At 55.1% G+C, this 25,934-nt stretch carries 20 protein-coding genes and 1 pseudogene; 7 read left to right on the top strand and 14 right to left on the bottom strand.

Annotated features, from left to right (window positions below; genetic code table 11):
- Positions 1 to 44: 44 nt before the first annotated feature.
- Genes GTGU_RS05415 through poxB form a run of 3 tightly spaced genes read right to left on the bottom strand, consistent with a single transcriptional unit; the run spans position 45 to position 4,258 of the window.
- Complete coding sequence (locus tag GTGU_RS05415) at positions 45 to 1,487, bottom strand: SDR family oxidoreductase (protein ID WP_038154744.1); 1,443 nt, start codon at positions 1,485 to 1,487, stop codon at positions 45 to 47.
- Between the two features lie 12 nt (positions 1,488 to 1,499).
- Complete coding sequence (gene ltaE / locus GTGU_RS05410; protein WP_038154743.1) at positions 1,500 to 2,501, bottom strand: low-specificity L-threonine aldolase; 1,002 nt, start codon at positions 2,499 to 2,501, stop codon at positions 1,500 to 1,502.
- 38 nt (positions 2,502 to 2,539) lie between these two features.
- The gene (poxB, locus tag GTGU_RS05405; protein ID WP_038154741.1) at positions 2,540 to 4,258 is read right to left on the bottom strand and encodes a ubiquinone-dependent pyruvate dehydrogenase; all 1,719 of its coding nucleotides are present in this window, start codon (positions 4,256 to 4,258) and stop codon (positions 2,540 to 2,542) included.
- A gap of 153 nt (positions 4,259 to 4,411) precedes the next feature.
- Here poxB and GTGU_RS05400 point away from each other — a divergent pair, with 153 nt between their 5' ends.
- The gene (locus GTGU_RS05400; protein WP_038154740.1) at positions 4,412 to 4,846 is read left to right on the top strand and encodes a DoxX family protein; all 435 of its coding nucleotides are present in this window, start codon (positions 4,412 to 4,414) and stop codon (positions 4,844 to 4,846) included.
- A 45-nt stretch (positions 4,847 to 4,891) separates the two neighbouring features.
- Here the strand turns inward: GTGU_RS05400 and hcr are convergent, their stop codons facing one another.
- From hcr to aqpZ, 4 genes are all read right to left on the bottom strand, one after another.
- Positions 4,892 to 5,860: an NADH oxidoreductase gene (gene hcr, locus GTGU_RS05395; protein ID WP_038154738.1), complete on the bottom strand. Its 969-nt coding sequence runs from the start codon at positions 5,858 to 5,860 to the stop codon at positions 4,892 to 4,894.
- 10 nt (positions 5,861 to 5,870) lie between these two features.
- Positions 5,871 to 7,523: a hydroxylamine reductase gene (hcp, locus tag GTGU_RS05390; RefSeq protein WP_038154737.1), complete on the bottom strand. Its 1,653-nt coding sequence runs from the start codon at positions 7,521 to 7,523 to the stop codon at positions 5,871 to 5,873.
- Positions 7,524 to 7,668: 145 nt separating this feature from the next.
- The gene (locus GTGU_RS05385) at positions 7,669 to 8,568 is read right to left on the bottom strand and encodes a LysO family transporter (RefSeq protein ID WP_038154735.1); all 900 of its coding nucleotides are present in this window, start codon (positions 8,566 to 8,568) and stop codon (positions 7,669 to 7,671) included.
- A gap of 131 nt (positions 8,569 to 8,699) precedes the next feature.
- Positions 8,700 to 9,395: an aquaporin Z gene (gene aqpZ / locus GTGU_RS05380; protein WP_038154734.1), complete on the bottom strand. Its 696-nt coding sequence runs from the start codon at positions 9,393 to 9,395 to the stop codon at positions 8,700 to 8,702.
- Between the two features lie 401 nt (positions 9,396 to 9,796).
- Between aqpZ and GTGU_RS05375 the strand changes: the two genes are divergently transcribed.
- Positions 9,797 to 11,455: an ATP-dependent endonuclease gene (locus GTGU_RS05375; protein WP_038154732.1), complete on the top strand. Its 1,659-nt coding sequence runs from the start codon at positions 9,797 to 9,799 to the stop codon at positions 11,453 to 11,455.
- Here the strand turns inward: GTGU_RS05375 and GTGU_RS05370 are convergent.
- Positions 11,452 to 12,408, bottom strand: a complete 957-nt coding sequence (locus GTGU_RS05370; protein ID WP_038154730.1) for a VirK/YbjX family protein — start codon at positions 12,406 to 12,408, stop codon at positions 11,452 to 11,454. The two genes, GTGU_RS05375 and GTGU_RS05370, sit on opposite strands and share 4 nt — an antisense overlap.
- 162 nt (positions 12,409 to 12,570) lie before the next feature.
- Between GTGU_RS05370 and macA the strand changes: the two genes are divergently transcribed.
- Complete coding sequence (gene macA, locus GTGU_RS05365) at positions 12,571 to 13,686, top strand: macrolide transporter subunit MacA (RefSeq protein ID WP_038154729.1); 1,116 nt, start codon at positions 12,571 to 12,573, stop codon at positions 13,684 to 13,686.
- Positions 13,683 to 15,626 (top strand): macrolide ABC transporter ATP-binding protein/permease MacB, encoded by a 1,944-nt coding sequence (gene macB, locus GTGU_RS05360; protein WP_038154728.1) that lies wholly within the window; start codon positions 13,683 to 13,685, stop codon positions 15,624 to 15,626. The genes macA and macB overlap by 4 nt, the downstream gene beginning before the upstream one ends.
- Positions 15,627 to 15,693: 67 nt before the next feature.
- Here macB and cspD read toward each other — a convergent pair whose 3' ends face one another.
- Positions 15,694 to 15,915, bottom strand: a complete 222-nt coding sequence (cspD, locus tag GTGU_RS05355) for a cold shock-like protein CspD (RefSeq protein WP_038154727.1) — start codon at positions 15,913 to 15,915, stop codon at positions 15,694 to 15,696.
- Positions 15,916 to 16,239: 324 nt separating this feature from the next.
- Between cspD and clpS the strand changes: the two genes are divergently transcribed.
- Together clpS and clpA are read left to right on the top strand one after the other, a co-directional pair.
- The gene (gene clpS / locus GTGU_RS05350) at positions 16,240 to 16,560 is read left to right on the top strand and encodes an ATP-dependent Clp protease adapter ClpS (RefSeq protein ID WP_038154726.1); all 321 of its coding nucleotides are present in this window, start codon (positions 16,240 to 16,242) and stop codon (positions 16,558 to 16,560) included.
- 30 nt (positions 16,561 to 16,590) lie between these two features.
- Positions 16,591 to 18,872 (top strand): annotated as a pseudogene (gene clpA, locus GTGU_RS05340) (ATP-dependent Clp protease ATP-binding subunit ClpA).
- 125 nt (positions 18,873 to 18,997) lie between these two features.
- On the opposite strand, the gene infA reads toward clpA, so the two are convergent.
- The 5 genes from infA to trxB form a co-directional block, all read right to left on the bottom strand.
- Positions 18,998 to 19,216 (bottom strand): translation initiation factor IF-1, encoded by a 219-nt coding sequence (gene infA / locus GTGU_RS05335; RefSeq protein ID WP_001040187.1) that lies wholly within the window; start codon positions 19,214 to 19,216, stop codon positions 18,998 to 19,000.
- A 271-nt stretch (positions 19,217 to 19,487) separates the two neighbouring features.
- Complete coding sequence (gene aat, locus GTGU_RS05330) at positions 19,488 to 20,192, bottom strand: leucyl/phenylalanyl-tRNA--protein transferase (RefSeq protein ID WP_038154724.1); 705 nt, start codon at positions 20,190 to 20,192, stop codon at positions 19,488 to 19,490.
- Positions 20,193 to 20,234: 42 nt separating this feature from the next.
- Positions 20,235 to 21,956 carry a heme ABC transporter ATP-binding protein/permease CydC gene (gene cydC, locus GTGU_RS05325; RefSeq protein WP_038154723.1) on the bottom strand — a complete coding sequence of 574 codons (1,722 nt, stop codon included), beginning with the start codon at positions 21,954 to 21,956 and terminating at the stop codon, positions 20,235 to 20,237.
- A complete protein-coding gene (gene cydD, locus GTGU_RS05320) occupies positions 21,957 to 23,723 on the bottom strand; it encodes a heme ABC transporter permease/ATP-binding protein CydD (protein ID WP_038154722.1) in 1,767 nt (588 codons plus the stop codon).
- Between the two features lie 115 nt (positions 23,724 to 23,838).
- Complete coding sequence (gene trxB, locus GTGU_RS05315) at positions 23,839 to 24,807, bottom strand: thioredoxin-disulfide reductase (protein ID WP_038154720.1); 969 nt, start codon at positions 24,805 to 24,807, stop codon at positions 23,839 to 23,841.
- 567 nt (positions 24,808 to 25,374) lie between these two features.
- Here trxB and lrp point away from each other — a divergent pair.
- Positions 25,375 to 25,869 (top strand): leucine-responsive transcriptional regulator Lrp, encoded by a 495-nt coding sequence (gene lrp, locus GTGU_RS05310; RefSeq protein ID WP_002439523.1) that lies wholly within the window; start codon positions 25,375 to 25,377, stop codon positions 25,867 to 25,869.
- The last annotated feature ends 65 nt before the right edge of the window (positions 25,870 to 25,934 follow it).

Below are 25,934 nucleotides of genomic sequence, written 5' to 3'. Positions count from 1 at the left end.
GTGAATTCCCGCAGGATGCAATGGGAAACATGAAAGAACTGCTGCTATTTTAAGATGTTGACTGTGATTTGTTCTGCAAAACGTGCAATTGACCGCGCCATACCCCTGAAAATGAACAGATGTGCGGGGATCATCAGCAGCCAGTAAAACAGCCCCGGCATGCCATGCGGGTGCCACCAGGCACGAACGTCCAGCTCACGATGTGAGCCCTTATCACAAAGCGTAAAACTGAGGCGGCCAAGCCCTGGCGCTTTCATGCCAAACAGCAGCGTCAGTTGCTTTTCCGGTTCGACGATAATCACTTTCCAGCTGTCCACCGCATCGCCGGTTTGCAGATACTGATGAGAAGGGCGGCCTTTTGCCAGCTTGTGGCCGACCAGCAGATCCAGACTGGCGCGGATTTTCCACAGAATATTGCCAAAAAAGTAGCCCTCTTTGCCGCCGATACGGTTGATCACCTCCCACAATGCGCTGAGGCTGGCGGAGGTCTGCACAGTGCAGCCCGCCTGTTTGGCGTAATAGCCATATTCCGGGCGCCAGCGGGCAAATGCCTGCGGGTCGTAACCCCAGTCGCTGGAGTTCACCAGTTTCTCTTCTTCCTTCAGCGTGCGGCGCACTGCGTCGTCAAAGCGGATCAGTGGCTGTGGAATGAGGGCGCGCAGTGCAGCGTCATCGGCTAACAGATCATGCTTCAGGCCCTGAATCAGCGCTTTGGCGGTGGTTGGCGGCACGGAGGTAATCACATTGAGGAACCACACCGATACCCAACGAGTGGGGAAGGGAATGGGGATCAGCAACCGGTGACGGCCGCTGACCTGCATGAAATGTTCAAACTGCTGCTGATAGCTCAGTACGTCCGGCCCGGCGGCTTCAAAAATGCGGTGCTCCGGGGTGGGGTGGTTTAACAGTTCCACCAGATAGAACAGCAGGTTTTCCAGTGCGATCGGTGTGGTTCGCGAACGTACCCAGCGCGGCGGCGTCAGCACCGGCAGGTTGTACACCATATCGCGCATTACCTCGAACGCGGCAGAGCCTGCGCCGACGATGATCCCGGCGCGCAGTTCGGTCACCGGACAGCCAGCGTCACGCAGCACATCTGCGGTGATTTGCCGGGCGCGCAGGTGATCCGACTGCTGACTTTCCGGCGCCTGCAGCGAGCTGAGAAAAATGATTTGCTTCACCGGCGTTTCTCGCAGCGCATCACGCACGTTCAGCGCCACCTGCCGTTCATGGGCGACAAAGTCGCCCCCTTCGCCCATGCCGTGCACCAGGTAATAAAGCGTTTCCACGCCGTTTAACAGGTCGGGAAGGTTTTGTGGCCAGATGAGATCGACCTGATGGCAACTGACGCCAGGCAGTTGTTGCTTCTCCAGCCGTTCAATACGACGTGCCGCCGCCCGCACGGTATAGCCGCGCTGGCTGAGCTCAGTCACCAGATGTTGGCCGATATAGCCGCTGGCGCCGAGCACCAGAATGGATTGCGACACGGACGTCACTCCTTAACGCTGCAAAAAGGCCTGCCAGTGGCTGACCACCTGCGCCAGCTGTTCGCGGCTGACGTCGAGATGCGTCACCAGCCGCAGGGCGGGCGCCGCGTTGATCAGCACGCCGCGCTCACGCATAAACTCGCCCAGTGCGGCAGCATGCGTGTCGCCGACACGAACAAACAGCATGTTAGTATCGTGGCGCATGACGTCGACACCCATTTCACGCAACTGCGTAGCCATCCAGGCGGCGTTGTCGTGATCCTGCTGCAGTCGCTGCACGTTGTTTTTCAGTGCATACAGCCCGGCGGCTGCCAGGATCCCGGCCTGACGCATACCGCCGCCCGCCATTTTGCGCCAGCGCGTCGCCCGTTTGATGTAGTCTGCGCTGCCGACCAGCAGTGAACCGACCGGCGTGCCCAGCCCTTTCGACAGGCAGATGGTGAAGGAGTCACAGTATTGCGTCACCTCGCGCAGTTCGCAGCCGTAATCCACTACGGCGTTAAAGATCCGCGCGCCGTCGACGTGCAGGGATAGTCCGCGCTCGCGGGTAAATTCCCACGCCTGTTTCAGGTATTCACGTGGCAGCACTTTGCCGTTGTGGGTGTTTTCCAGACTCAGCAGGCGCGTACGGGCAAAGTGAATATCATCGGCTTTAATTTTCGCCGCCACTTTGTCGAGCGGTAATGTGCCGTCCGGTGCGGCGTCAATCGGCTGTGGTTGGATGCTGCCCAGCACGGCAGCACCACCTGCTTCATAGAGATAGTTATGTGCCACCTGGCCGACAATATACTCTTCGCCGCGTTCGCAATGGCTCAGCAATGCCACGAGATTAGCCTGGGTGCCGGTGGGTAAAAACAGCGCCGCCTCTTTTCCGCCCAGTTCGGCGGCGTAGCGCTGTAGTTCGTTGACGGTAGGGTCGTCACCATAAACGTCATCCCCAACCGGGGCGGTCATCATAGCTTCCAGCATGGCGCGTCCCGGACGGGTGACGGTATCACTACGTAGATCAATCACGGCATTTCCTTATCAGATACAGGGTAATGCCACCATTTTTACCTGAGCCAGTTGGTTTTCGCCAGTTCGATCACTTCATCACCGCGTCCGCTGATGATGGCGCGCAACATATACAGACTGAACCCTTTGGCCTGTTCAAGTTTTATCTGTGGTGGGATCGCCAGCTCTTCTTTCGCGACGACGACATCCACCAGCACCGGGCCGTCGATGCTGAAAGCGCGCTGGAGCGCGTCATTGACATCTGCGGCTTTCTCAACCCGAATGCCGGTAATGCCACAGGCTTCGGCGATGCGGGCAAAATTGGTGTCGTGCAACTCGGTACCATCAGTCAGATAGCCGCCTGCTTTCATTTCCATCGCCACAAAGCCGAGCACACTGTTGTTAAAGACGATGATTTTCACCGGCAGTTTCATTTGCACTACCGACAGAAAATCCCCCATCAGCATACTGAAACCGCCGTCGCCGCACATCGCTATCACCTGGCGGCTGGGATCGGTGGCTTTGACACCTAACGCCTGCGGCATGGCGTTAGCCATCGATCCGTGATTAAACGAACCAATCAGGCGACGCTTGCCGTTCATCTTCAGATAGCGTGCCGCCCAGACGGTAGGCGTGCCAACGTCGCAGGTGAAGATGGCATCGTCATCGGCGAGCTGGCTGATTTGCTGCGCCAGATACTGTGGGTGAATGGCTTTGTCGCTCGGTTTAGCCAGATCGTCCAGCCCTTTGCGTGCGTCGCGGTAGTGCTCCAGCGCTTTATCAAGGAACTTGCGGTCGGTCTTTTCTTCTACAAAGGGCAGCAGCGCGGTCAGTGTGGATTTGATATCGCCCACCAGCGCCATATCGACTTTGCTGTGCGCGCCAATGCTGGCGGGGTTGATATCGATCTGAATAATTTTGGCATCGGTCGGGTAGAAAGCACGGTACGGGAACTGGGTGCCGAGCAGCACCAGCGTGTCGGCGTTCATCATGGTGTGGAAGCCAGACGAAAAGCCGATCAGCCCGGTCATACCGACGTCGTACGGGTTGTCGTACTCGACGTGTTCTTTTCCGCGCAGGGCGTGGACAATCGGCGCTTTCAATTTCGCAGCAAACTCGACCAGCTCGTTATGCGCGGCCGCACAGCCGCTGCCGCACATCAGGGCGATATTGCTTGAGTAGCGCAGCAACTGCGCCAGTTTTCTCAGCTCTTCTTCGGCAGGCGTCACGATGGGGTGCGGCGCGTGATACCAGTGAGAACTGGCAGTTTCCGGGGCTGGTTTCAGGGCGACATCGCCGGGTAACACGACCACCGATACGCCGCGTTTCAGCACCGCCTGGCGCATCGCAACGGCCAGCACCTGGGGGATTTGTTCCGGGTTAGATACAAGCTCGCAGTAGTGGCTGCATTCGCGGAACAGCTCCTGCGGATGCGTCTCCTGAAAATAGCCGCTGCCGATTTCACTGGAGGGAATATGCGCGGCGATCGCCAGTACCGGAACGTGGTTACGGTGGCAGTCGAACAGCCCGTTGATCAGGTGTAGGTTGCCCGGCCCGCAGGAGCCGGCGCACACCGCGAGTTCCCCGGTTAATTGTGCTTCTGCGCCTGCGGCAAAGGCTGCCACTTCTTCATGGCGTGTTGACATCCAGTCAATGGTGCCCATTCGGTTCAGACTGTCGCTCAGACCGTTCAGTGAGTCTCCGGTGACTCCCCAGATACGTTTGACACCCGCCTGTTCGAGGGTTTTTGCAATATAAGCCGCCACAGTTTGTTTCATGGTTGTCCATCTCCGTTTTTGTGATAACGCTTACAAGCTTAGAAGAAAGTCGCGGTATTGCCCGGTAAATACCTGCGATTAAAAGGGGCTTTTCAGGCGTAATTATTCGGCATAATCTGATAGTTCCTCAAATGAAAACAGGAATTATTTCAAATGGCTGAATCATTATTACTCGCTGTTAATAAAAGACTCGCGTGCGACGATTTCGGTAAACTCTTGTTACGACTTGCCGTGGGTGGGCTGATGCTGTTTCACGGCTTACATAAGTTATTTGGCGGCGTTGCGGGTATCAGCGGCATGCTGGTGGCCAAAGGATTACCGGGGTTTATTGCCTATGGCGTATTGATTGGCGAAGTAGTCGCGCCGGTGCTGATTATTCTCGGCGTGCTGACACGTCCGGCGGCGCTGGTGCTGGCGCTGACGATGATCGTGGCATGGTTGATGGTCGGAATGGGAGAGACCTTCGCGCTGGACAAGGTCGGGGCGTGGGCGATTGAAAGCCTGGTCTATTTCTTCATTGGCGCGCTGGCGGTGGCGTTTTTAGGCGCAGGACGTTATGCCGTTGCGAAAAATCCCGTGTGGAAATAGCGGTTTTGTAAGCCCGGTAAGCGCTGATGCCACCGGGCTTGCAGATTACGCGAGGACAAGATCACCCTGCGGATGACAGGAACAGGCCAGCACATAGCCACTGGCGATCTCCTGCTCCGTCAGGGTCATGGTACTGCTGACGGTATACTCACCGGAGACCACTTTGGTTTTGCAACTTCCGCAAACCCCGGCGCGACAGGCGGCATTGACCGGGACTTTGTTGCTTTCCAGCGCTTCCAGCAACGTGGTGCCGACACGACCAAAAAACGTTTTTGCCGGTTGCAGTTTGGTGAATTTCAGCCCGCTGGTGGCCGCTTCCGCGACCGGTGTAAAGAATTGCTCTTTATAAAACTGCGTCACACCCAGCGCTTTCACTTCCTCTTCAACCATCGCCATGTACGGTGCCGGGCCACAGGTCATCACTGTGCGGGAGGCGAGATCCGGCTCGCTCGCCAGGAGTTCACGGGTAAGACGACCGGCAACGAAACCGTCCGTGGCGTTATTTTCCGCTACCAGGGTAACAGGGTACTGGCACCACTCGTCAGCGAAAATAACGTCCTGTGGCGATCGGATGTTAAAGATCACCTTCACATCCGCCTGCGGACGATATTTCGCCAGCCAGCGACGCATCGACATCACCGGCGTCACGCCGCAACCACCGGCCAGCAGCAGGAAACGATCGCTCGCTTTATCATCACAGGTAAATTCACCCTGAGCGCCGGAAAGCCAGAGGTAGTCGCCGCGTTTGACGTTGTTCGTCAGCCACTGCGAGCCTACGCCATCATCGATGCGACGGACAGTCAGCGTAATGTATTCGCTGACGCCCGGCGTTGAAGAGAGAGTGTAGGCGCGCAGGGTATCCGCCGAATTGCGGATACTGACCAGCGCATACTGCCCGGCGCGGTACGGATAATGGTCGTGACACAGCAGTGACAGCGTCCAGACATCCGGCGTTTCCTGAGTGATGTGATGAACCTGCATCCGCCACGGACACTGTGATGTTGGCATCGTCATGCTTTCCTCCTTACGCGCACAGCAATTGCTGCATATCCTGTTCAACGGTGGTGACTGAACGCAGACCAAATTTTTCATTCAGAACGGCCAGCAGATCCGGCGTCAGGAAGCCAGGTGCGGTCGGGCCGGTGACGATGTTTTTCACGCCCAGCGACAGCAGGGTCAGCAGAATGACAATCGCTTTCTGTTCAAACCAGGAAAGCACCAGCGACAATGGCAGATCGTTCACACCACAACCCAGTTTTTCTGCCAGAGTCACCGCCAGAATGATCGCCGAATAGGCGTCGTTACACTGACCGGCATCCACCAGACGCGGCAGACCTTCGATGTCGCCGAAGTCCAGCTTGTTGAAACGGTATTTACCGCACGCCAGGGTCATGATCAGACAGTCATCGGGGACGCTGGTGGCAAAATCGGTGAAGTAGCTACGTTCATCGCGCGCGCCGTCACAGCCGCCCACGAGGAAGATGTGCCGCAGTTTTTCACGGCTGACCAGGTCAATCAGGGTGTCTGCTGCGCCGAGCAGTGTCTGGCGGCCAAAACCGACCGTGATCAGATGCTCAATTTCGCTATACGGGAAGCCTGCCATTTGCTGCGCCTGCTGGATAACCGGCGAGAAGTCATCGCCTTCGAGGTGGCTCACACCCGGCCAGCCGACGATGCTGCGGGTCCAGATGCGATCATCATAAGCCCCCACGGTCGGGTCGATAATGCAATTGGAGGTCATAACGATGGGGCCAGGGAAGCGGGCGAATTCCACCTGCTGATTCTGCCAGCCGCTGCCGTAGTTACCGACGAGGTGTTTGAATTTACGCAGCTCAGGATAACCATGCGCCGGTAACATTTCACCATGGGTATAAACGTTAACGCCGGTGCCTTCGGTCTGCTGCAGCAGGTTGTAGAGATCTTTCAGGTCATGACCGGAAATCAGAATGCATTTCCCGGCAACGGCTTTCACGTTGACCTGCGTCGGAGTTGGGTGGCCGTAGGTGTCGGTTTCACCGGCGTCGAGGATGCTCATCACTTTGAAGTTCATCTGACCGATTTCCATCGAGCATTCCAGCAGTGCATTCATGTCAGTCGGCCAGGTACCCAGCCACGCCATGATTTTGTGGTATTGCGCATAAATGCTGTTGTCGTACTGCCCCAGTACATGCGCATGCTCCATGTACGCTGCGGCACCTTTCAGACCATACAGGCACAGCAGACGCAGGCCGAGAATGTTTTCGCCAATCGCTGCTTTGTCTTTGTTCGGAGTGAATTCAGCGGCCTGACGTTGTAATTCGCCGAGGTCGTCGCTGACCAGTTGCAGACCCGCCATCGGGTTATCAACGGCAACAGCAGGATCGTTATGCAGGCATTGCGCTTTCAGCATTTCGCGTCTGGCGATGGCTTCGCGCGCGTAGGCAATAATGCGAGGGGAATCAAAGTTAACGTTGGTCAATGTTGAGAAGAAGGCGCGAGGGGCAAAGTTATCAACATCATGATCGATGATGCCGTATTCACGTGCTTTTACCGCCCATGCCGACAAGCCCTGTAGCGTGGCGATCAGCAGATCCTGCAGATCAGAGGTTTCCGCGGTTTTCCCGCACATCCCCTGCGCGTAAGAACAGCCGTTACCTGCCGGGGTACGAATGGTTTGTTCACATTGCACACAAAACATGGTCACACCTTTTAAAGTTATATTTAAGATACATGTTTAAGAGTAAGCTCCGACCATGTCGCTGAAAAGGCATTTTTAATGCAACTTACACAGAGATTGATTTAGCGCAATTTTGGCGGTAATGGCATTACCGCCAGGAAGGGCGTTATGCGGAGAAAAAGGCCATTAATAACGGCACCAGCAGACTCAAAATAAAGCCATGCACAATCGCCGCAGGAACAATTTCAATTCCTCCGGAACGTTGCAGTACCGGCAGAGTAAAGTCCATTGATGTTGCACCAGACAGCCCCAGAGCGGTGGAGCGACTACGGTGTACCAGGCCCGGAATCAGCATAATGGCGATAAGTTCGCGCGCCAGATCGTTAAAGAAGGCGGCGCTGCCAATCACCGGACCAAAGGCTTCGGTAAGCAAAATGCCCGACAGCGAATACCAGCCATACCCGGATGCCATGGCGAGACTGGTTTTTAACGGCAGGTCAAGAATAAAGGCATTCATCGCGCCACCCACCAGCGAACTGATGACAACAATAACCGCGACAATCATTCCCCGACGATTCAGGATTATTTGTCTGAGTGTCATGCCGTTATTTCTTAATTGCACGCCGACGAGGAATAGCAAAAAGATGAGCGTATATTCGCTGGCTTCGGTGGCATGCTGAAGAAAAGCAAGTCCGGTCAGTCCAAGTAAAAAACCCAGCACCACAACGCCGCAAAGTTTTAATGATTCCAGCGCCATCGCAATACGCGACGGTAATTTTTCCTGCTGGTGCTGATGACGCCAGGGAAGGACTCTTTCCAGCCATAACAACGCCACAATATTGCACAGCAAAATAATAACGATACTGACAGCAGAATAGTGAAGGATCGCCAGTAGATTACTTGTCAGATTATCAAGAAACGCCAGGCTGATCCCCATAAAAAAGAGAATCACGTAAACAATCCAGCTTAACAGACGATTTATCAGTTTCAGTGTTGCGCTATGGCGCAGGGGGATAAGATAACCTGCTATCAGCGGCAGGAGGATAATCAGCAAGCCTGAGAACATGAACAACCCGGTCCTTTGAATAAAAATAGCGCACCAGACACTACCTAATTCCCGGGACTCAGTAAATAGATGCGGAATAAAAAACGCCCGACAACGCGGTGAGGCGACGTCGGGCGTATGTGACAATTCGCTTAATCGCGTTTTTCGAGCAGAGTGCGATAGAGCACGCCGCCGAGGATACCGCCGACAATCGGCATCACCCAGAATAACCACAACTGCTGCAGTGCCCAGCCGCCCTGGAAGATGGCGACGGCGGTACTGCGCGCCGGGTTAACCGAGGTGTTGGTGACCGGAATGCTGATCAGGTGGATTAGCGTCAGCGCCAGACCGATGGCAATCGGCGCAAAGCCAGCCGGCGCATGTTTATCAGTCGCACCGTGGATGACCAGCAGGAAGCCACAGGTCAGGACAATCTCAATCACAATGGCAGACAGCATGGAAAAGCCGCCCGGTGAGTGTTCGCCATAGCCGTTAGAGGCGAAACCGCTGGCTGCGGCATCAAAACCGACTTTACCGCTGGCAATGAGGTACAGAATCGCTGCGGCAATAATACCGCCCACCACCTGGGCGATAATATAACCAATCACCTCTTTCGCCGGGAAACGACCACCAGCCCACAGGCCTAACGTCACCGCCGGGTTGAAATGACCGCCAGAGATATGACCCACGGCATAGGCCATGGTCAGTACTGTTAAACCAAACGCCAGCGCAACACCTGCAAAACCAATTCCTAATTCAGGGAATGCCGCAGCCAGAACCGCGCTACCACAACCACCGAACACCAGCCAGAATGTACCAAAGCATTCCGCTGCTAATTTTCTGAACATAGCCACCTCAATGGATAATAGTGTATCAGTGCGCGAATAAGCCGCACTGGTCATTTATTTATCGCGACAAAGGAATGCGATGAAAATAAAGACTACGTATTCTAAAAATGAAAACCATCCCTTTGCCAGTTAAATAAGTCTTATTGGTTTGATTTAAGGCAATACGGTGTCATTCCTTAGAAAATTCTGAGGTAATGTAAGTGTAGAATGCTTCAACTGAAAGTAAACATACAGCATAAAATATAATTGCAGGCTCTGGTTCATATTCTTTTCACGCGTTTTCATGTTTCATCTGGAAAAGAATACAGGCTAAACAGATACGATTAGGCTGGTGTTCAGCGCCAGACTCTGCCGCTATACTGCTGATAGCAAAAGGAGAATATGACGGAGGGGAGAGGGCTATGCTTCTTGAACGGGTGGAAATCGTAGGCTTTCGCGGGATCCGGCGCTTATCGCTGATGCTGGAACATAACAACGTGTTGATCGGTGAAAACGCCTGGGGTAAATCCAGCCTCCTGGATGCATTAACGTTACTGTTGTCTCCTGAGCCGTCGCTCTACCATTTTGTCCGCGACGATTTCTGGTTTCCCACGGGCGATGTGCAGGGGCGCGAGCATCATTTACACATCATCCTGACCTTTCGCGAACTCGAGCCTGGCCGCCATCGTGTGCGCCGTTATCGCCCGCTTTCTGCCGGGTGGGTACCTTGCGACGATGGTTATCAGCGCGTCTTTTATCGTCTTGAAGGGGAACTGGCGGAAGACGGAAGCGTGATGACGCTGCGCAGTTTCCTCAATGGCGAGGGCGAAGCGCTGGAACTGGACGATATCGACAATCTGGCGCACCATCTGATCCGCCTGAAACCGGTGCTGCGCCTGCGCGATGCCCGCTTTATGCGCCGCATTAGCAGTGGGACGGTGCCGCATCTGCCGGATGTAGAAGTCACCGCCCGCCAGCTTGATTTCCTCTCCCGCGAGCTGGTGCGCAGCCCGCAAAACCTCACCGATGCCCAGATCCGCCAGGGGCTTTCCGCTATGGTACAACTGCTGGAACACTACTTTTCCGAGCAGGGAACCGCCGAATCACGCCACCGTTTGTTACGCCGGCGGTCGACGGATGAACAGCGCAGCTGGCGTTATCTCGACATTATTAACCGCATGATCGATAAACCCGGCAGTCGCAGCCATCGGGTGATCCTGTTGGGGTTGTTCTCCACTCTGTTGCAGGCCAAAGGCACTGTCAGGCTGGACCGGGATGCGCGCCCCCTGTTGCTGGTGGAAGATCCGGAAACCCGTCTGCATCCGATCATGCTCTCCGTCGCCTGGAATTTGCTGAATCTTCTGCCGTTACAGCAGGTGACTACTACCAACTCCAGCGAACTGTTATCCATGACGCCGGTTGAGCAGGTGTGCCGACTGGTGCGTGAGTCGTCGCGGGTGGCCGCATGGCGTCTCGGGCCAGGTGGAATGAATGCGGAAGACGGTCGCCGCATCGCGTTCCATATTCGTTTTAATCGTGCCTCTTCGCTCTTTTCCCGCTGCTGGCTGCTGGTGGAAGGCGAAACCGAAACCTGGATGATCAACGAAATGGCACGCCAGTGCGGTCACCATTTTGATGCGGAAGGGGTGAAAGTGATCGAATTCGCCCAGTCAGGCCTGAAGCCGCTGATTAAGTTTGCCCGCCGGATGGGCATCGAGTGGCATGTGCTGGTGGATGGTGATGAAGCCGGGAAGAAATATGCCGCGACAGTGCGCAGCCTGCTCAACAATGACGGAGAGCTGGAGCGGGATCACCTGACGGTGTTACCGGCCATGGATATGGAACACTTCATGTACAAACAGGGGTTCGCGGGGGTTTATCACCGGGTGGCGCAGATTCCGGAAGGCGTGCCGATGAACCTGCGGCGGGTGATCACTAAAGCGATTCACCGCTCATCAAAGCCGGATCTGGCTATTGAAGTGGCGATTGAAGCCGGGCGTCGGGGGATCGATGCCGTCCCGATGCTGCTGCGAAAAATGTTCTCCCGCGTACTCTGGCTGGCGCGCGGGAGAGCAGATTAGCGTTGACATACCAGCCGCGTTTGTTGATGCAGACTGTCTGACAGCGCGTAGCGGCGACGATATTCGGCGCGCTTCTTGCTGGCAATCTCTTCCATCGGCTTACGTCGCATTTCGTTGGGCAGCACGTAATCGCCGCGCTCATCCACACGGGCACCTAGCGACGCCCAGAAACTATTATAATCCGCATGCAGGTGTCCCTGTTTTTTCCTGCGATAGCGTAGGCTGCGGTAAATATGCGTTTCGTTACTGACTGCGCGGATCTGCGCCGCGCCGAGATGCTGGCCCAGCGTCATGGCGACTTCCACCAGCAGGCGTTTCGGAAAAAGACCGTGGCAGGCCCTGGTCGCCGTCTGGATCCGTTCATGGGGGACGTGCGCTTTGGCGCCTTGCAGGCCGCCGATATAGAGCGTATTTTTGCCCCCGAAGCGGCAGAACGTAAAGGTCAACTCCGCCAGCATAATTTCCTGCGCATCATAAAACTGCAACGTCGCTTCGCCTTCTTTATCCTGCATGGCGTCGGCCCGCAGACGCACCGTAAAGGTCTGGTCGTCTTTACCGCTCAGCACTGCCAGTGTGACGCCATCCGGCGTGAGATAGCGGTTGAATACCCGCACCGGCAGCACGTCGGCGAGCCGTTGATAGTGACAGTGCAGCGCGTCGACAGCCTGTGCGCGCGACATATTGACGGATAACCACGGGCGATGCAGACGGCAGGGCAGTCCTGGCTGCACATGCAGCATCTGTATCAGTTGCGGCTGTTGGGCCAGGACATTCAACAGGTGCAACGTGCTGAACGGTGTTGCCAGCGAACGCAGCATGAATTTGCGGCGATAGGCCTGATTGCGCCACGCCAGGCCTGGCATGAGTTTTCCACTTCGAAGTAACTGAAAAAGCTGCCAGCCCGACTTCAGTTGCGCGGATTCCGATTGCGATATTTCTGCGATGAATGACATGATGAAATCTGTTGGTCAGGTAGGGATGGCACTATTTCATCAGGTGAATAATCAATACTGTCTAAACAAATCAGACCTGTTGGTAAAACAGAGGGTTTCGTTGAGGTCAGGTTTAGATAGAATCATCCTTTATTTATGCCCGTGCATAGAGTTGGACTTTTTATGAATTTGAAGGGAAAAAGCAAAAAGGTTTATCTGCTGCTGGCTGTGCTGATTGTCATTGCCGGGATCTGGCTATGGCGGACGCTGAATGCTCCGCTGCCACAATATCAGACGCTGATTGTGCGCAAGGGCGATTTGCAACAAAGCGTGCTGGCGACCGGTAAGCTTGATGCGCTACGCAAAGTGGATGTAGGCGCCCAGGTGAGCGGTCAGCTAAAAACACTGTCAGTCAGCATTGGCGATAAAGTGAAAAAAGATCAGTTGCTGGGGGTTATTGACCCGGAACAGGCGGAAAACCAGATCAAAGAGGTGGACGCCACGCTGATGGAGCTTCGCGCCCAACTGCGGCAGGCGCAGGCTGAGCAGAAACTGGCGCAGGTGACGCTGGCGCGACAGCAAAAACTGGCGAAAACTAACCTGATCTCGCAACAGGATCTGGATACCGCCGCGACTGATCTGGCGGTTAAGCAGGCGCAAATCGGTACTATCGAAGCGCAGATTAAACGCAATCAGGCGACCCTTGATACGGCAAAAACCAATCTGGATTACACCCGCATTGTCGCCCCGATGGCGGGTGAAGTGACGCAAATAACGACGCTGCAGGGGCAGACAGTCATCGCCGCGCAACAGGCGCCGAATATTCTGACTCTGGCGGATCTCAGCACCATGCTGGTGAAAGCGCAGGTGTCGGAAGCGGATGTGATCCACCTTAAACCAGGACAAAAGGCCTGGTTTACCGTACTTGGCGACCCGCTGACGCGCTACGAAGGCACACTGAAAGACATTCTGCCGACACCGGAAAAAGTGAACGACGCCATCTTCTATTACGCCCGTTTTGAAGTGCCGAACCCGCAGGGCGTGCTGCGTCTGGAGATGACCGCCCAGGTGCATATTCAGCTCAGCGGCGTGAAAAACATCATGACGATTCCGTTGTCGGCGCTGGGAGACGCCGTTGGCGACAACCGCTATACCGTGCGGTTGCTGCGTAACGGTGAGGTCAAAGATCGTGAAGTCAGCATTGGTGCGCGCAACGACACCGACGTGGAGATTACCAAAGGGCTTGAAGAGGGGGATGAGGTCATCACCGGCGAAGGCAAACCCGGAGCCGCGAAATGACGGCACTGCTTGAGCTGAATAATATTCGGCGCAGTTATCCCTCCGGTGACGGCAGTGTCGATGTGCTCAAAGGGATCACCCTCAGTATTGAAGCCGGCGAAATGGTGGCGATTGTCGGCGCTTCCGGCTCGGGCAAATCGACCCTGATGAATATACTCGGTTGTCTCGATAAGCCGAGCAGCGGAACGTATCGCGTTGCCGGAACTGATGTCGCCACGCTGGACGGCGACGCGCTGGCAAAGCTTCGCCGTGAACACTTTGGCTTCATCTTTCAGCGCTACCACCTGTTATCACACCTGACGGCGGCGCAGAATGTGGAGATCCCGGCGGTCTACGCCGGTACGGAACGCAAAGCAAGACGACAGCGGGCGCTCGGATTACTGAAGCGCCTGGGGCTGGAAGATCGGGTGGATTATCAGCCGTCGAAGCTGTCCGGCGGCCAGCAGCAGCGCGTGAGTATTGCACGTGCGCTGATGAACGGCGGACAGGTGATCCTCGCCGACGAACCCACCGGGGCGCTGGATACCCATTCCGGCGACGAAGTGATGGCTATCCTGCATCAGTTGAAAGAGCAGGGCCATACGGTCATCATCGTGACGCATGATCCGCAAGTAGCGGCGCAGGCGGAGCGCATCATCGAGATTCGTGACGGGGAAATTATGACCAATCCCCCGGCGAAAACAGCAACGCAGGGAGCTGCTATTCGCGAGCAACATGCCAATGCTTCCGGCTGGCGACAGTTTACCAGCGGGTTTCGCGAAGCGCTGTCGATGGCCTGGCGCGCGCTGGCGGCTAATAAAATGCGCACGTTGCTAACGATGCTGGGGATTATCATCGGCATCGCTTCGGTGGTCTCGATAGTAGTGGTGGGCGACGCCGCTAAGCAGATGGTGCTGGCGGATATCCGGGCGATTGGCACCAATACTATTGATATCTACCCCGGTAAGGATTTTGGCGACGACGATCCGCAGTACCAGCAGTCGCTGAAATATGATGATCTGCTGGCGATTCAGAAACAGTCGTGGGTCAGTTCGGCGACTCCGGCGGTGTCTAAAAGCCTGCGTCTGCGCGCCAACAATATTGATGTGGCGGCGAATGCGGAAGGGGTCGGTGGACAGTATTTCAACGTCTACGGTATGACCTTCAGCGAAGGAAATACCTTTAATGATATTCAACTTAATGGCCGTGCGCAGGTGGTGGTGCTTGACAGCAACAGCCGCCGCCAGCTCTTTCCCAATAAAGCGAAGGTCGTCGGGGAAGTGATACTGGTGGGCAATACGCCCGCCACGGTGATTGGCGTGGCAGATGAAAAACAGTCAATGTTCGGCAGCAGCAAAGTGCTGCGCGTCTGGTTGCCGTACACCACCATGTCAGGGCGCGTGGTCGGGCAGTCGTGGCTCAACTCTATCACCGTCAGGGTCAAAGAGGGTTATGACAGTGCGCTCGCGGAACAGCAACTGACCCGGTTGCTGACGCTGCGCCACGGTAAGAAAGATTTCTTTACCTGGAATATGGACAGTGTCTTGAAAACGGCGGAAAGAACCACACATACTCTTCAGTTGTTCCTGACACTGGTGGCGGTGATTTCACTGGTGGTAGGCGGGATTGGCGTGATGAATATTATGCTGGTGTCGGTCACGGAACGTACCCGAGAGATCGGCATCCGCATGGCGGTTGGTGCGCGGGCCAGCGATGTCCTGCAGCAGTTCCTGATTGAGGCGGTGCTGGTGTGCCTGGTGGGTGGCGCGCTGGGCGTAACGTTATCGCTGATGATTGCCATGGTATTGCAACTCTTTTTGCCGGGCTGGGAGATTGGTTTCTCACCGCTGGCGCTGCTGACGGCGTTTTTCTGCTCGACGCTGACCGGCGTTTTGTTTGGCTGGTTACCTGCGAGAAATGCGGCCCGACTTGATCCGGTGGATGCGCTGGCGCGCGAATAAGCGAAAAAAATGCCAGTCATAAGGACTGGCATTTTGCCTGCGGGATGTACACAATAATGCATAAGAGCTATGCGGTCGTTTCTGCTTCGACGGGCACAATCACTGAGGCATGATTGCCTTTAGGGCCCTGATGGACATCAAACCGAACAGATTGCCCGGCTTTTAGCGTTCTGTAACCATCCATCTGAATGGTGGAGTAATGAGCGAATATGTCTTCGCCACCGCCCTCGGGACAGATAAAACCAAACCCTTTGGCATTGTTGAACCACTTAACAGTACCCATTTCCATACTTCGACATCCTTCGTAAATCTTTATAAGTAGATGGAATGACCGGTGGTAGAGTCGGAGGACTGTTCAAATCCTCGCCAACTCTCAATCAGTAGAATGTAGATAAAGCGGGTATCGCGTCAAGGGGATGGCGTCGCGAAACGGTGGAAAATGAATCAAAATTTGAAGCAGTTAACGCTATTCCGGGGAATGTGACAGCTGTCGCGGATGACAACAATAGATGATAGTTATCTGCGATCTCGTGTAGATTCAATAGTGTGTAGACTCTTGTCAGCGGTGGGCCTCCGGCCTGTCGGCACCTGTAAACTAAGATGATAACTGACGATGAGCAAGACCAGAGAGTGGCTGGACTTTGACCAGCTGGCAGAAGATAAACTGCGCGATGCGCTGAAGCCGCCATCGATGTATAAAGTGATATTGGTCAATGATGATTATACTCCCATGGAGTTTGTTATTGACGTGTTACAAAAATTCTTTTCTTATGATGTAGAACGTGCAACGCAACTGATGCTCACGGTTCATTATCAAGGTAAGGCGATTTGTGGCGTATTTACCGCAGAGGTCGCAGAAACCAAAGTAGCGATGGTGAACAAATACGCGAGGGAGAACGAGCATCCGTTGCTGTGTACGCTGGAAAAAGCCTGAAGACAGGCATGAAAATTGGGGGAGGTGCCTATGCTCAATCAAGAACTGGAACTCAGTTTAAATATGGCTTTCGCCAGAGCGCGCGAGCACCGTCATGAGTTTATGACCGTCGAGCATCTGTTGCTGGCTTTGCTCAGCAACCCATCGGCCCGTGAAGCGCTGGAAGCGTGTTCTGTGGATCTGGTGGCGCTGCGTCAGGAACTCGAAGCCTTCATCGAACAAACCACACCCGTACTGCCCGCCAGTGAAGAAGAGCGCGATACGCAACCGACGCTCAGCTTCCAGCGCGTATTGCAGCGCGCGGTCTTTCACGTTCAGTCTTCCGGTCGCAGCGAAGTTACCGGTGCGAATGTGCTGGTCGCCATTTTCAGCGAGCAGGAGTCACAAGCGGCTTACCTGCTGCGTAAACACGAAGTCAGCCGCCTTGATGTGGTGAACTTCATTTCTCACGGCACGCGCAAAGACGAGCCGAGCCGAGCCAGTCTTCAGATGCCGGAAGTCAACCGAACAGCGAAGAGCAAGCAGGCGGGGAGGAACGTATGGAAAACTTCACGACCAACCTCAATCAGCTCGCGCGTGTCGGCGGCATCGACCCGTTAATCGGACGGGACAAAGAACTGGAACGCGCCATCCAGGTTCTGTGTCGCCGTCGCAAAAATAACCCGCTGCTAGTGGGTGAATCCGGCGTCGGTAAAACCGCTATCGCTGAAGGTCTCGCCTGGCGCATTGTGCAGGGCGATGTACCGGAAGTGATCGCCGATTGCACCATCTACTCGCTGGATATCGGCTCACTGCTGGCAGGGACCAAATACCGCGGTGATTTTGAAAAACGCTTTAAAGCGCTGCTGAAACAGCTGGAGCAGGATACCAACAGTATTCTGTTCATCGACGAGATCCACACCATCATCGGTGCGGGTGCGGCATCGGGCGGCCAGGTGGATGCCGCTAACCTGATTAAACCGCTGCTTTCCAGCGGCAAGATCCGGGTAATTGGTTCCACCACCTACCAGGAATTCAGCAATATCTTCGAGAAGGATCGTGCGCTGGCGCGTCGTTTCCAGAAAATTGATATCACCGAGCCGTCAGTTGAAGAAACTGTGCAGATCCTCAACGGTCTGAAACCGAAATACGAAGCGCATCACGATGTGCGTTACACCGCGAAAGCGGTGCGGGCGGCGGTGGAGCTGGCGGTGAAATACATTAATGATCGCCATCTGCCGGATAAAGCAATTGATGTGATCGACGAAGCGGGCGCGCGGGCGCGTCTGATGCCGGTCAGCAAACGCAAGAAAACGGTGAATGTGGCGGATATCGAATCTGTGGTCGCGCGTATAGCGCGTATCCCGGAGAAGAGTGTCTCGCAAAGCGATCGCGATACGCTGAAAAACCTCGGCGATCGCCTGAAAATGCTGGTCTTTGGTCAGGATAATGCCATTGAGGCGTTGACCGAAGCCATCAAGATGAGCCGCGCCGGCCTGGGTCACGACCACAAACCGGTAGGTTCTTTCCTGTTCGCCGGGCCGACCGGGGTCGGGAAAACTGAAGTGACCGTGCAATTGGCGAAAGCGCTGGGCATTGAGCTGCTGCGTTTCGATATGTCCGAATATATGGAACGCCATACGGTGAGCCGCCTGATTGGCGCGCCTCCTGGCTATGTGGGCTTCGACCAGGGCGGTCTGCTGACCGATGCGGTCATTAAGCATCCTCATGCCGTACTGTTGCTCGACGAGATCGAGAAAGCGCACCCGGACGTCTTTAACCTGCTGTTGCAGGTAATGGATAACGGTACGCTGACCGATAACAACGGCCGCAAGGCGGACTTCCGCAATGTGGTGATGGTGATGACCACCAACGCCGGGGTACGTGAAACCGAACGTAAATCCATCGGCCTTATCCAGCAGGATAACAGCACCGATGCAATGGAAGAGATTAAGAAGATCTTTACGCCGGAATTCCGTAACCGTCTGGACAACATCATCTGGTTCGATCACCTCTCGACGGAAGTGATTCATCAGGTTGTGGATAAGTTCATCGTCGAACTGCAGGTGCAACTGGATCAGAAAGGCGTGTCGCTGGAAGTGAGCCAGGATGCCCGCAACTGGCTGGCTGACAAAGGCTATGATCGTGCGATGGGCGCGCGTCCGATGGCGCGTGTGATTCAGGACAACCTGAAGAAACCACTGGCAAACGAGCTGCTGTTTGGTCAACTGGTTGACGGCGGTCAGGTCACTGTTGAACTCGATAAAGAGAAAAATGCGCTGACATATGGTTTCCAGAGTGCGCAGAAGCACAAACCGGAAGCGGCACATTAATTTCCTTACCGCATAAAAAAACGGGCGTAAGCCCGTTTTTTTTCATCCGTCATGCCATGAAAAAAGCCGGGAACACTTCCCGGCCTTTCAGCATAATTCGGTTGCCGTTTCGGCAAATAAAACAATCAGCGACTACGGAAGACAATGCGGCCTTTGCTCAGGTCGTACGGGGTCAGCTCAACAGTCACTTTGTCGCCCGTCAGAATGCGGATATAGTTTTTACGCATTTTACCGGAGATATGCGCGGTTACCACGTGTCCGTTTTCCAGTTCTACGCGGAACATAGTGTTAGGCAACGTTTCAAGAACGGTACCCTGCATTTCAATATTGTCTTCTTTGGCCATCTAGTCCTCTGGGGTATCACTACCGTAGTTTTGAACCGGCAAGATAATGCCGAAATTCAGCAATTAAGTAAAGATTTGTACGTAAAAAACGCAAAGTCGTTTTTGCGCATTGCCCTGATGCCACACGAAAAGAGCGTATGACAGCGCAAACGTAGAGAAGGAGCAGTGGTATTAACTGACTCGAACGGTCCCAAACGGCGGCGGGGCAAGATGCAGAAGCGACTCTTCGGCACAATTATATCACCCTGATAAAAAAATGTTTCGAAAACATTTATGTCGCAGGGGAAAAGAGCGTTCTCGGCACCCAGCAGCGCTGCGTGAGAGAATGAGCACGTAATGCGGAAAGCTGTTCAAGGTAGATTCGCCGGGGTATCTCTGTCACGCCCAGTGATGCCGTGTGGCTGTTCAGCACCTGGCAGTCAATGAGTCTGCCACCCTGACGGGCAAAATCGGCGCTGAACACCAGCAGCGCGGTTTTAGAGGCATTCTCAGCGCGGCTGAACATCGACTCGCCGCAGAACAGCGCGCCCTGAGAAACGCCATACATGCCACCGACCAGTTCGTCTTCTTTCCACACCTCAATGGAGTGCGCATGACCAAGCTCGTGCAGCCGGTGATAGGCTTCGACAATATCGCTGGTGATCCAGGTGCCTTCGTCGCGATCGCTGGCGCAGCCTTCAATCACACGCTCAAAGGCATGATTCAGCGTCACGCGGTAGGGCGAGTTTTTATGGAATCGCTTCATGCTGCGGCTGATGTGAAATTGTTCCGGCCACAAAACCGCACGGGGATCGGGTGACCACCACAAAATAGGATCACCTGGCGAGTACCAGGGGAAAATACCGCGCTGATACGCCATCAATAGCCGGGCCGGGCTAAGATCGCCCCCTAATGCCAGTAACCCATTGGGTTCACGCAAAGCCCCTTCTGGCGAGGGGAACGCAATCGAGTAACGGGAAAGCTGGACCAGACGCATGCCAGAACGACCTCTTACATGGCAAACAATTGATAGAGTGGCCTACAGACGCTGCGTGAACTGGTAATAACGCCCCTGTTTCGCCAACAGATCTGCGTGACTACCATGCTCAATAATTTGTCCGTTGTCCATTACAATTATCTGATCAAAACGCGCCAGTCCACGCAGACGATGCGTGACCATCAGCACGGTTTTTTCCTGCATCACAACCGTCAGTAAATCAAGGATCTGCCGCTCTGTTGTCGCGTCAAGCCCTTCAGTTGGCTCATCCAGCAGCATCAGCGGCGCATCGTGCAGCAGCGCGCGGGCGATAGCCAGACGGCGCAGTTCACCGCCCGACAACTGACGACCGCCTTCGCCAAGCCAGCTGTTGAGTCCGCTGTCCTCAAGCAGTTTATCCAGCCCGGTGCGCTGCAGCACTACCGTCAGGTCAGCATCCGTAGCATCCGGCTTTGCCAGCAGCAGATTATCGCGCAAGGTGGCGCTGAAAAGATGGACACGCTGAGGTACGACGCTCATCGCCTGGCGCAGCGACGCTTCATCAAATTCGCTGACGGGGCGATTATTGAGCAGGATCTCGCCGTGTTGCGGGTCCCAGGCGCGCGTCAGAAGCTGCAACAGGGTTGATTTGCCACAGCCGGTGCGCCCGAGGATCGCTACGTGTTCACCGGCGGTGATCTGCGCGGAAATGCCGTCCAGCGCCCATTGTGGCTGCTGCGGATAGCGAAATGAAACCTGTTTTAGCGTCAGGCTGACCTGCGACGGCACTGTGGTTGCAGCTGCCGGGAAGCTGACTTCAGGCTGCTGTTCGGTGATTTGACTGATACGTAAGGCTGAAGCAATCACCTGACCGAGATGCTGGAAGGCGCCCGTGACCGGTGCCAGCGCTTCAAACGCCGCCAGCGCGCAGAACACAAACAGCGCAATGAGCGCCCCAGGCTGTTTGTTGTCGCCGACGCCGCCTGCGGCCATCCATAGCATGGTGATCACCGCCACGCCGCCGATCAGCAACATCATGGCCTGAGACAGGGCCGTCAGCTCGGACTGTCGCCGCTGCGCCTCATGCCAGTTCATTTCCGTCTGTTCCATCTGCTGGCGGTAGCGGGTACTGGCGTTAAACAGCGACAGTTCCGCCTGACCCTGCAACCACGCTGTCACCTGCTGGCGGTACTGACCACGCAGCCGGGTAAGGCTTTCGCCGGTGGGTTTCCCGGCGCGATAGAACACAGGGGGCAGGATAAACAGCGTCGCCAGCATGATGCCACCCAGCGTCAGGGCCAGTGTCATATCAAGAAGGCTCAGACCAAACGTCACCACAAGAATGACCACCAGCGCGCCCACCAGCGGCGAAATTACGCGCAGGTAGAGATGATCAAGGGTATCGACATCCGCGACCACGCGGTTCAGCAGTTCACCCTGGCGAAAACGCGCCAGCCCGGCAGGGGAGAGGGGAAGCAACTTGCTGAAGGTAAAAACGCGCAGGTGCTGTAATACGCGGAAGGTGGCGTCGTGGCTTACCAGACGCTCAAAGTAGCGTCCGGCAGTACGGATAATCGCCGCGCCACGCACACCCGCCGCAGGCAACATGTAGTTGAAACTGTAAAGCCCGGCAACGCCCACCACCGCTGACGCCGACAGGAACCAGCCGGACAACGTCAACAGACCGATACTGGCGAGCAGAGTCACAATCGCCAGCACCACACCGAGCGACAACAGCCATTTGTGGCGTTTATAGAGAGCCAGATAGGGAAGCAGTGCACGCATTTAAATCTCCTCCTGACGGTGAGCCAGCAGGCTCGCAAACGGGCCGTCAGCCTGTGCCAGCGTCGCATAGTCCCCTTGTTCAACTAAGCGTCCATCATGCATCACCCAGATGGCGTCCCAGTCTGTCAGGTTTTCCAGTTGATGCGTAACCATTAGCGTGGTCTGGCGAGTGGATGCCTGAGTTAATGCTTGCATTACACGCAACTCGCTATGCGCATCAAGACTGGCGGCGGGTTCATCCAGCAACAACAGCCGAGACGGTGTGAGTAAGGCGCGGGCGACAGCGACTCGTTGTGCCTGACCGACGGAAAGAGCTGCGGCCTGATCGCCGGTGGGGGTGTCGATGCCCTGCGGCAACTGATCAATAAATTCGCTGACCCAGGCGGCATCAAGCGCAGCCTGAAGCTGTTCGTCGCTGGCATCAGGATCTGCCAGCAGCACGTTCTCGCGCAGTGTGGCGGCAGGAAGATGCGGGTTTTGCCCGACCCAGCTTATCAGTCGGCGCCAGCCTTCCGTGTGCAGCTCTCGCAGTTCAACGCCGTTGATGCGCAGACTGCCTTCATAAGGTAAAAAACCGGCCAGGGTATTGAGCAACGAGCTTTTTCCGGAACCGCTTTGCCCGACCAGAACCACGCGCTGCCCGGCGGCAAGTTCGAAATCAAGCGGCCCGGCCAGGGGTTTACCTTCAGGCGATTTAATGAGCAGCTCGTGCGCCTGAATGCTGATCATCTCGTCATCAGAAAGCCGGTGCTCGCCCGGTTCAGGCTGCGCCAGCGGCGTTTCGAGAAACGTTTTCAGGCTGTCAGCCGCACCGACGGCCTGCGCTTTGGCGTGGTAAAAGGTACCGAGATCGCGCAGCGGCTGGAAAAATTCCGGTGCCAGAATCAGTGCTAAGAAACCGGCCGAGAGCGTTACGCCGAGACCATAAGAGCCGAAATTAAACTCGCCGAGGTAGGAGAAGCCAAAATAGACCGCCACCAGCGCTATCGACAGTGAGGCGAAAAATTCCAGTACCCCGGAAGAGAGGAATGCCAGACGCAGGACTTCCATCGTTCGCTGGCGAAAATCCTGTGAGGCATGGCGGATGTTTTCGGTTTCCGCCTCGCCGCGACCGAACAGTCGCAGGGTATCCATCCATCGCAGACGATCGAGAAAATGACCGCTCAGACGAGCCAGCGCCAGAAAATTACGCCGGTTGGCATCGGCGGCGCCCATACCGACCAGTGCCATAAACAGCGGGATGAGCGGCGCGGTGCAGAGCAGGATCAGCGCGGCGGCCCAGTTATAGGGGAAAATCGTCATCACGATCAGCAACGGTACGCAGACCGCCAGCGCCATCTGTGGCAGGTAACGGGCGTAGTAATCATGCATATCGTCAATCTGTTCCAGAATCAACGTTGCCCAGCTTCCGGCAGGCTTACCCTGGATCCACGCCGGACCGGCCTGTTGCAGGCGGTCAAGCACCTGACGGCGGATCTCAAAACGGATAGTCTGCCCGGCATGAAACCCGACACGCTCACGCAGCCATACCACCCAGGCGCGCAGCACCCAGGTGAGAACCAGTAAAACGAAAGGCAGCAGTAAGGCTTCGCGCGGAATGTTCTCCATGATCATGTGATGGAGCGTGCGGGCGAGCAGCCAGGCTTGCGCGACGATCAGAAGTCCACTGACGAAGCCCAGCAGACGAGATAGCGTCAGCCAGCGTCGGGACAGGATACTCTGCTGTTTTAACCAGCGGGTAAGCTCTTGTTGACGGGTTTTATTCATTGCGTGCTTAGCAGGTGCAGTTATGAGTTTTATTGGGCACGGCAATGTTACATCGGGGCAAAAATAAAGGCGACTTTTCGTCGCCTTATTTACCTTTGTTACTGACTTGTAAAGATTATTTGCACGCGTCAGCCAGACCGTCGAGATAACGCTCAGCGTCCAGCGCGGCCATACAACCCGTACCGGCAGAGGTGATCGCCTGACGGTAAATATGGTCCATCACGTCACCTGCAGCAAACACACCCGGGATACTGGTCTGGGTGGCGTTGCCGTGGATCCCGGACTGGACTTTGATGTAGCCGTTTTCCAGTTCCAGCTGACCTTCAAAAATCGCGGTGTTCGGGCTGTGACCAATCGCCACAAACAGGCCAGCGACGTCCAGTGTTTCAATGATATCGGTGTTTTGAGTATCGCGGATACGCAAACCGCTGACGCCCATCTGATCGCCGGTGACTTCTTCCAGTGTGCGATGGGTGTGCAGCACAATGTTGCCACTCGCGACTTTATCCATCAGACGGTTGATGAGAATTTTTTCCGCACGGAAAGAATCACGACGATGAATCAGGTGCACCTCAGAAGCGATATTCGACAGATAGAGTGCTTCTTCGACCGCCGTGTTACCGCCGCCGATAACTGCCACTTTCTGGTTACGGTAGAAGAACCCGTCACAGGTCGCGCAGGCGGAAACGCCACGGCCTTTAAACGCCTCTTCAGACGGCAGGCCCAGATAGCGCGCAGAAGCACCGGTGGCGATAATCAGCGCGTCACAGGTATATTCGCCGTTGTCACCAGTCAGGCGGAACGGACGATTCTGCAGATCAACCTTGTTGATGTGATCAAAGAGAATTTCGGTGTCAAATTTGGTCGCATGCTCGTGCATGCGCTCCATCAGCAGCGGACCGGTCAGGTCATTTGGATCGCCTGGCCAGTTTTCCACTTCCGTGGTGGTGGTCAACTGACCGCCTTTTTCCAGACCGGTGATCAGCACCGGTTTCAGATTGGCGCGTGCCGCATAGACCGCTGCGGTATATCCCGCAGGGCCGGAACCCAGAATAAGCAATTTACTGTGTTTGGTCGTGCCCATGAGATCCCCATAATTGTTGGCAGACGTTTGCCGCGATTGTAGGGAATTTGTTGCAGTAAAAAAAGGGCTGCGCAATGTTGTTAGCGATATGTGCAATAGAAAACGCCAATGGATAGTCGTTATTTCTGTTGCAGTCCATAATAATTTCTTCTGAAAAGAGACGCGTTATAAGGCGAAAACATGAGGATTGGCAGAGTCAGTTAAGGAATATCTGGCATGTTGTACTAAAAATCGATGTTTTGCTTTGACAATCACCTGTGCTTTTGCGAAAACATTCAAGGAAGATTAAAGAAGTGTTTCGCGTGTGCTGAATTATCATGCATGCAAATACCATTTATATACACGGTTCCGTGTATACCCGGGCTAGCGCAATCCGCGCATGGCGTGGACAGACGCCATACGAGATAGCGAAAGCAGCCAACTGGCACCGGTCTTCTCAACACGTACCCTGGATTACGCTATGTCTCTGGCGACAGAGCGGCGCGTAAACAACGGGCGCAGACTCTGAACAGTGACGTGCTAAGAGTCCAGACAGGAGTAGGGAAGGAATACAGAGAGACAATAATAATGGTAGATAGCAAGAAGCGCCCAGGCAAAGATCTCGACCGCATCGATCGCAACATTCTGAATGAGTTGCAAAAGGATGGGCGTATTTCCAACGTCGAGCTTTCTAAACGAGTGGGACTTTCTCCGACGCCTTGCCTTGAGCGTGTGCGCCGGCTGGAAAGACAGGGTTTTATTCAGGGCTATACCGCGCTGTTGAACCCGCATTATCTGGATGCATCACTTCTGGTTTTTGTTGAGATTACTCTGAATCGTGGTGCACCGGATGTGTTTGAGCAATTCAACTCCGCTGTACAGAAACTTGAAGAAATTCAAGAGTGTCACCTGGTTTCCGGCGATTTCGACTATTTGTTGAAAACCCGTGTACCGGACATGTCAGCGTATCGTAAGTTACTGGGCGAGACCCTGCTGCGTCTGCCGGGTGTGAACGACACCCGTACTTACGTGGTCATGGAAGAGGTCAAACAGAGCAATCGTCTGGTAATTAAGACTCGCTAATACGGAACAGGTGCAAAATCGACATAGTTTGATTACACTCCTGTTAATCCATACAGCAACAGTGC

The organism is Trabulsiella guamensis ATCC 49490 (genome assembly GCF_000734965.1).
GTDB lineage: Bacteria > Pseudomonadota > Gammaproteobacteria > Enterobacterales > Enterobacteriaceae > Trabulsiella > Trabulsiella guamensis.
This window is presented reverse-complemented; position numbering and strand designations above follow the sequence as displayed.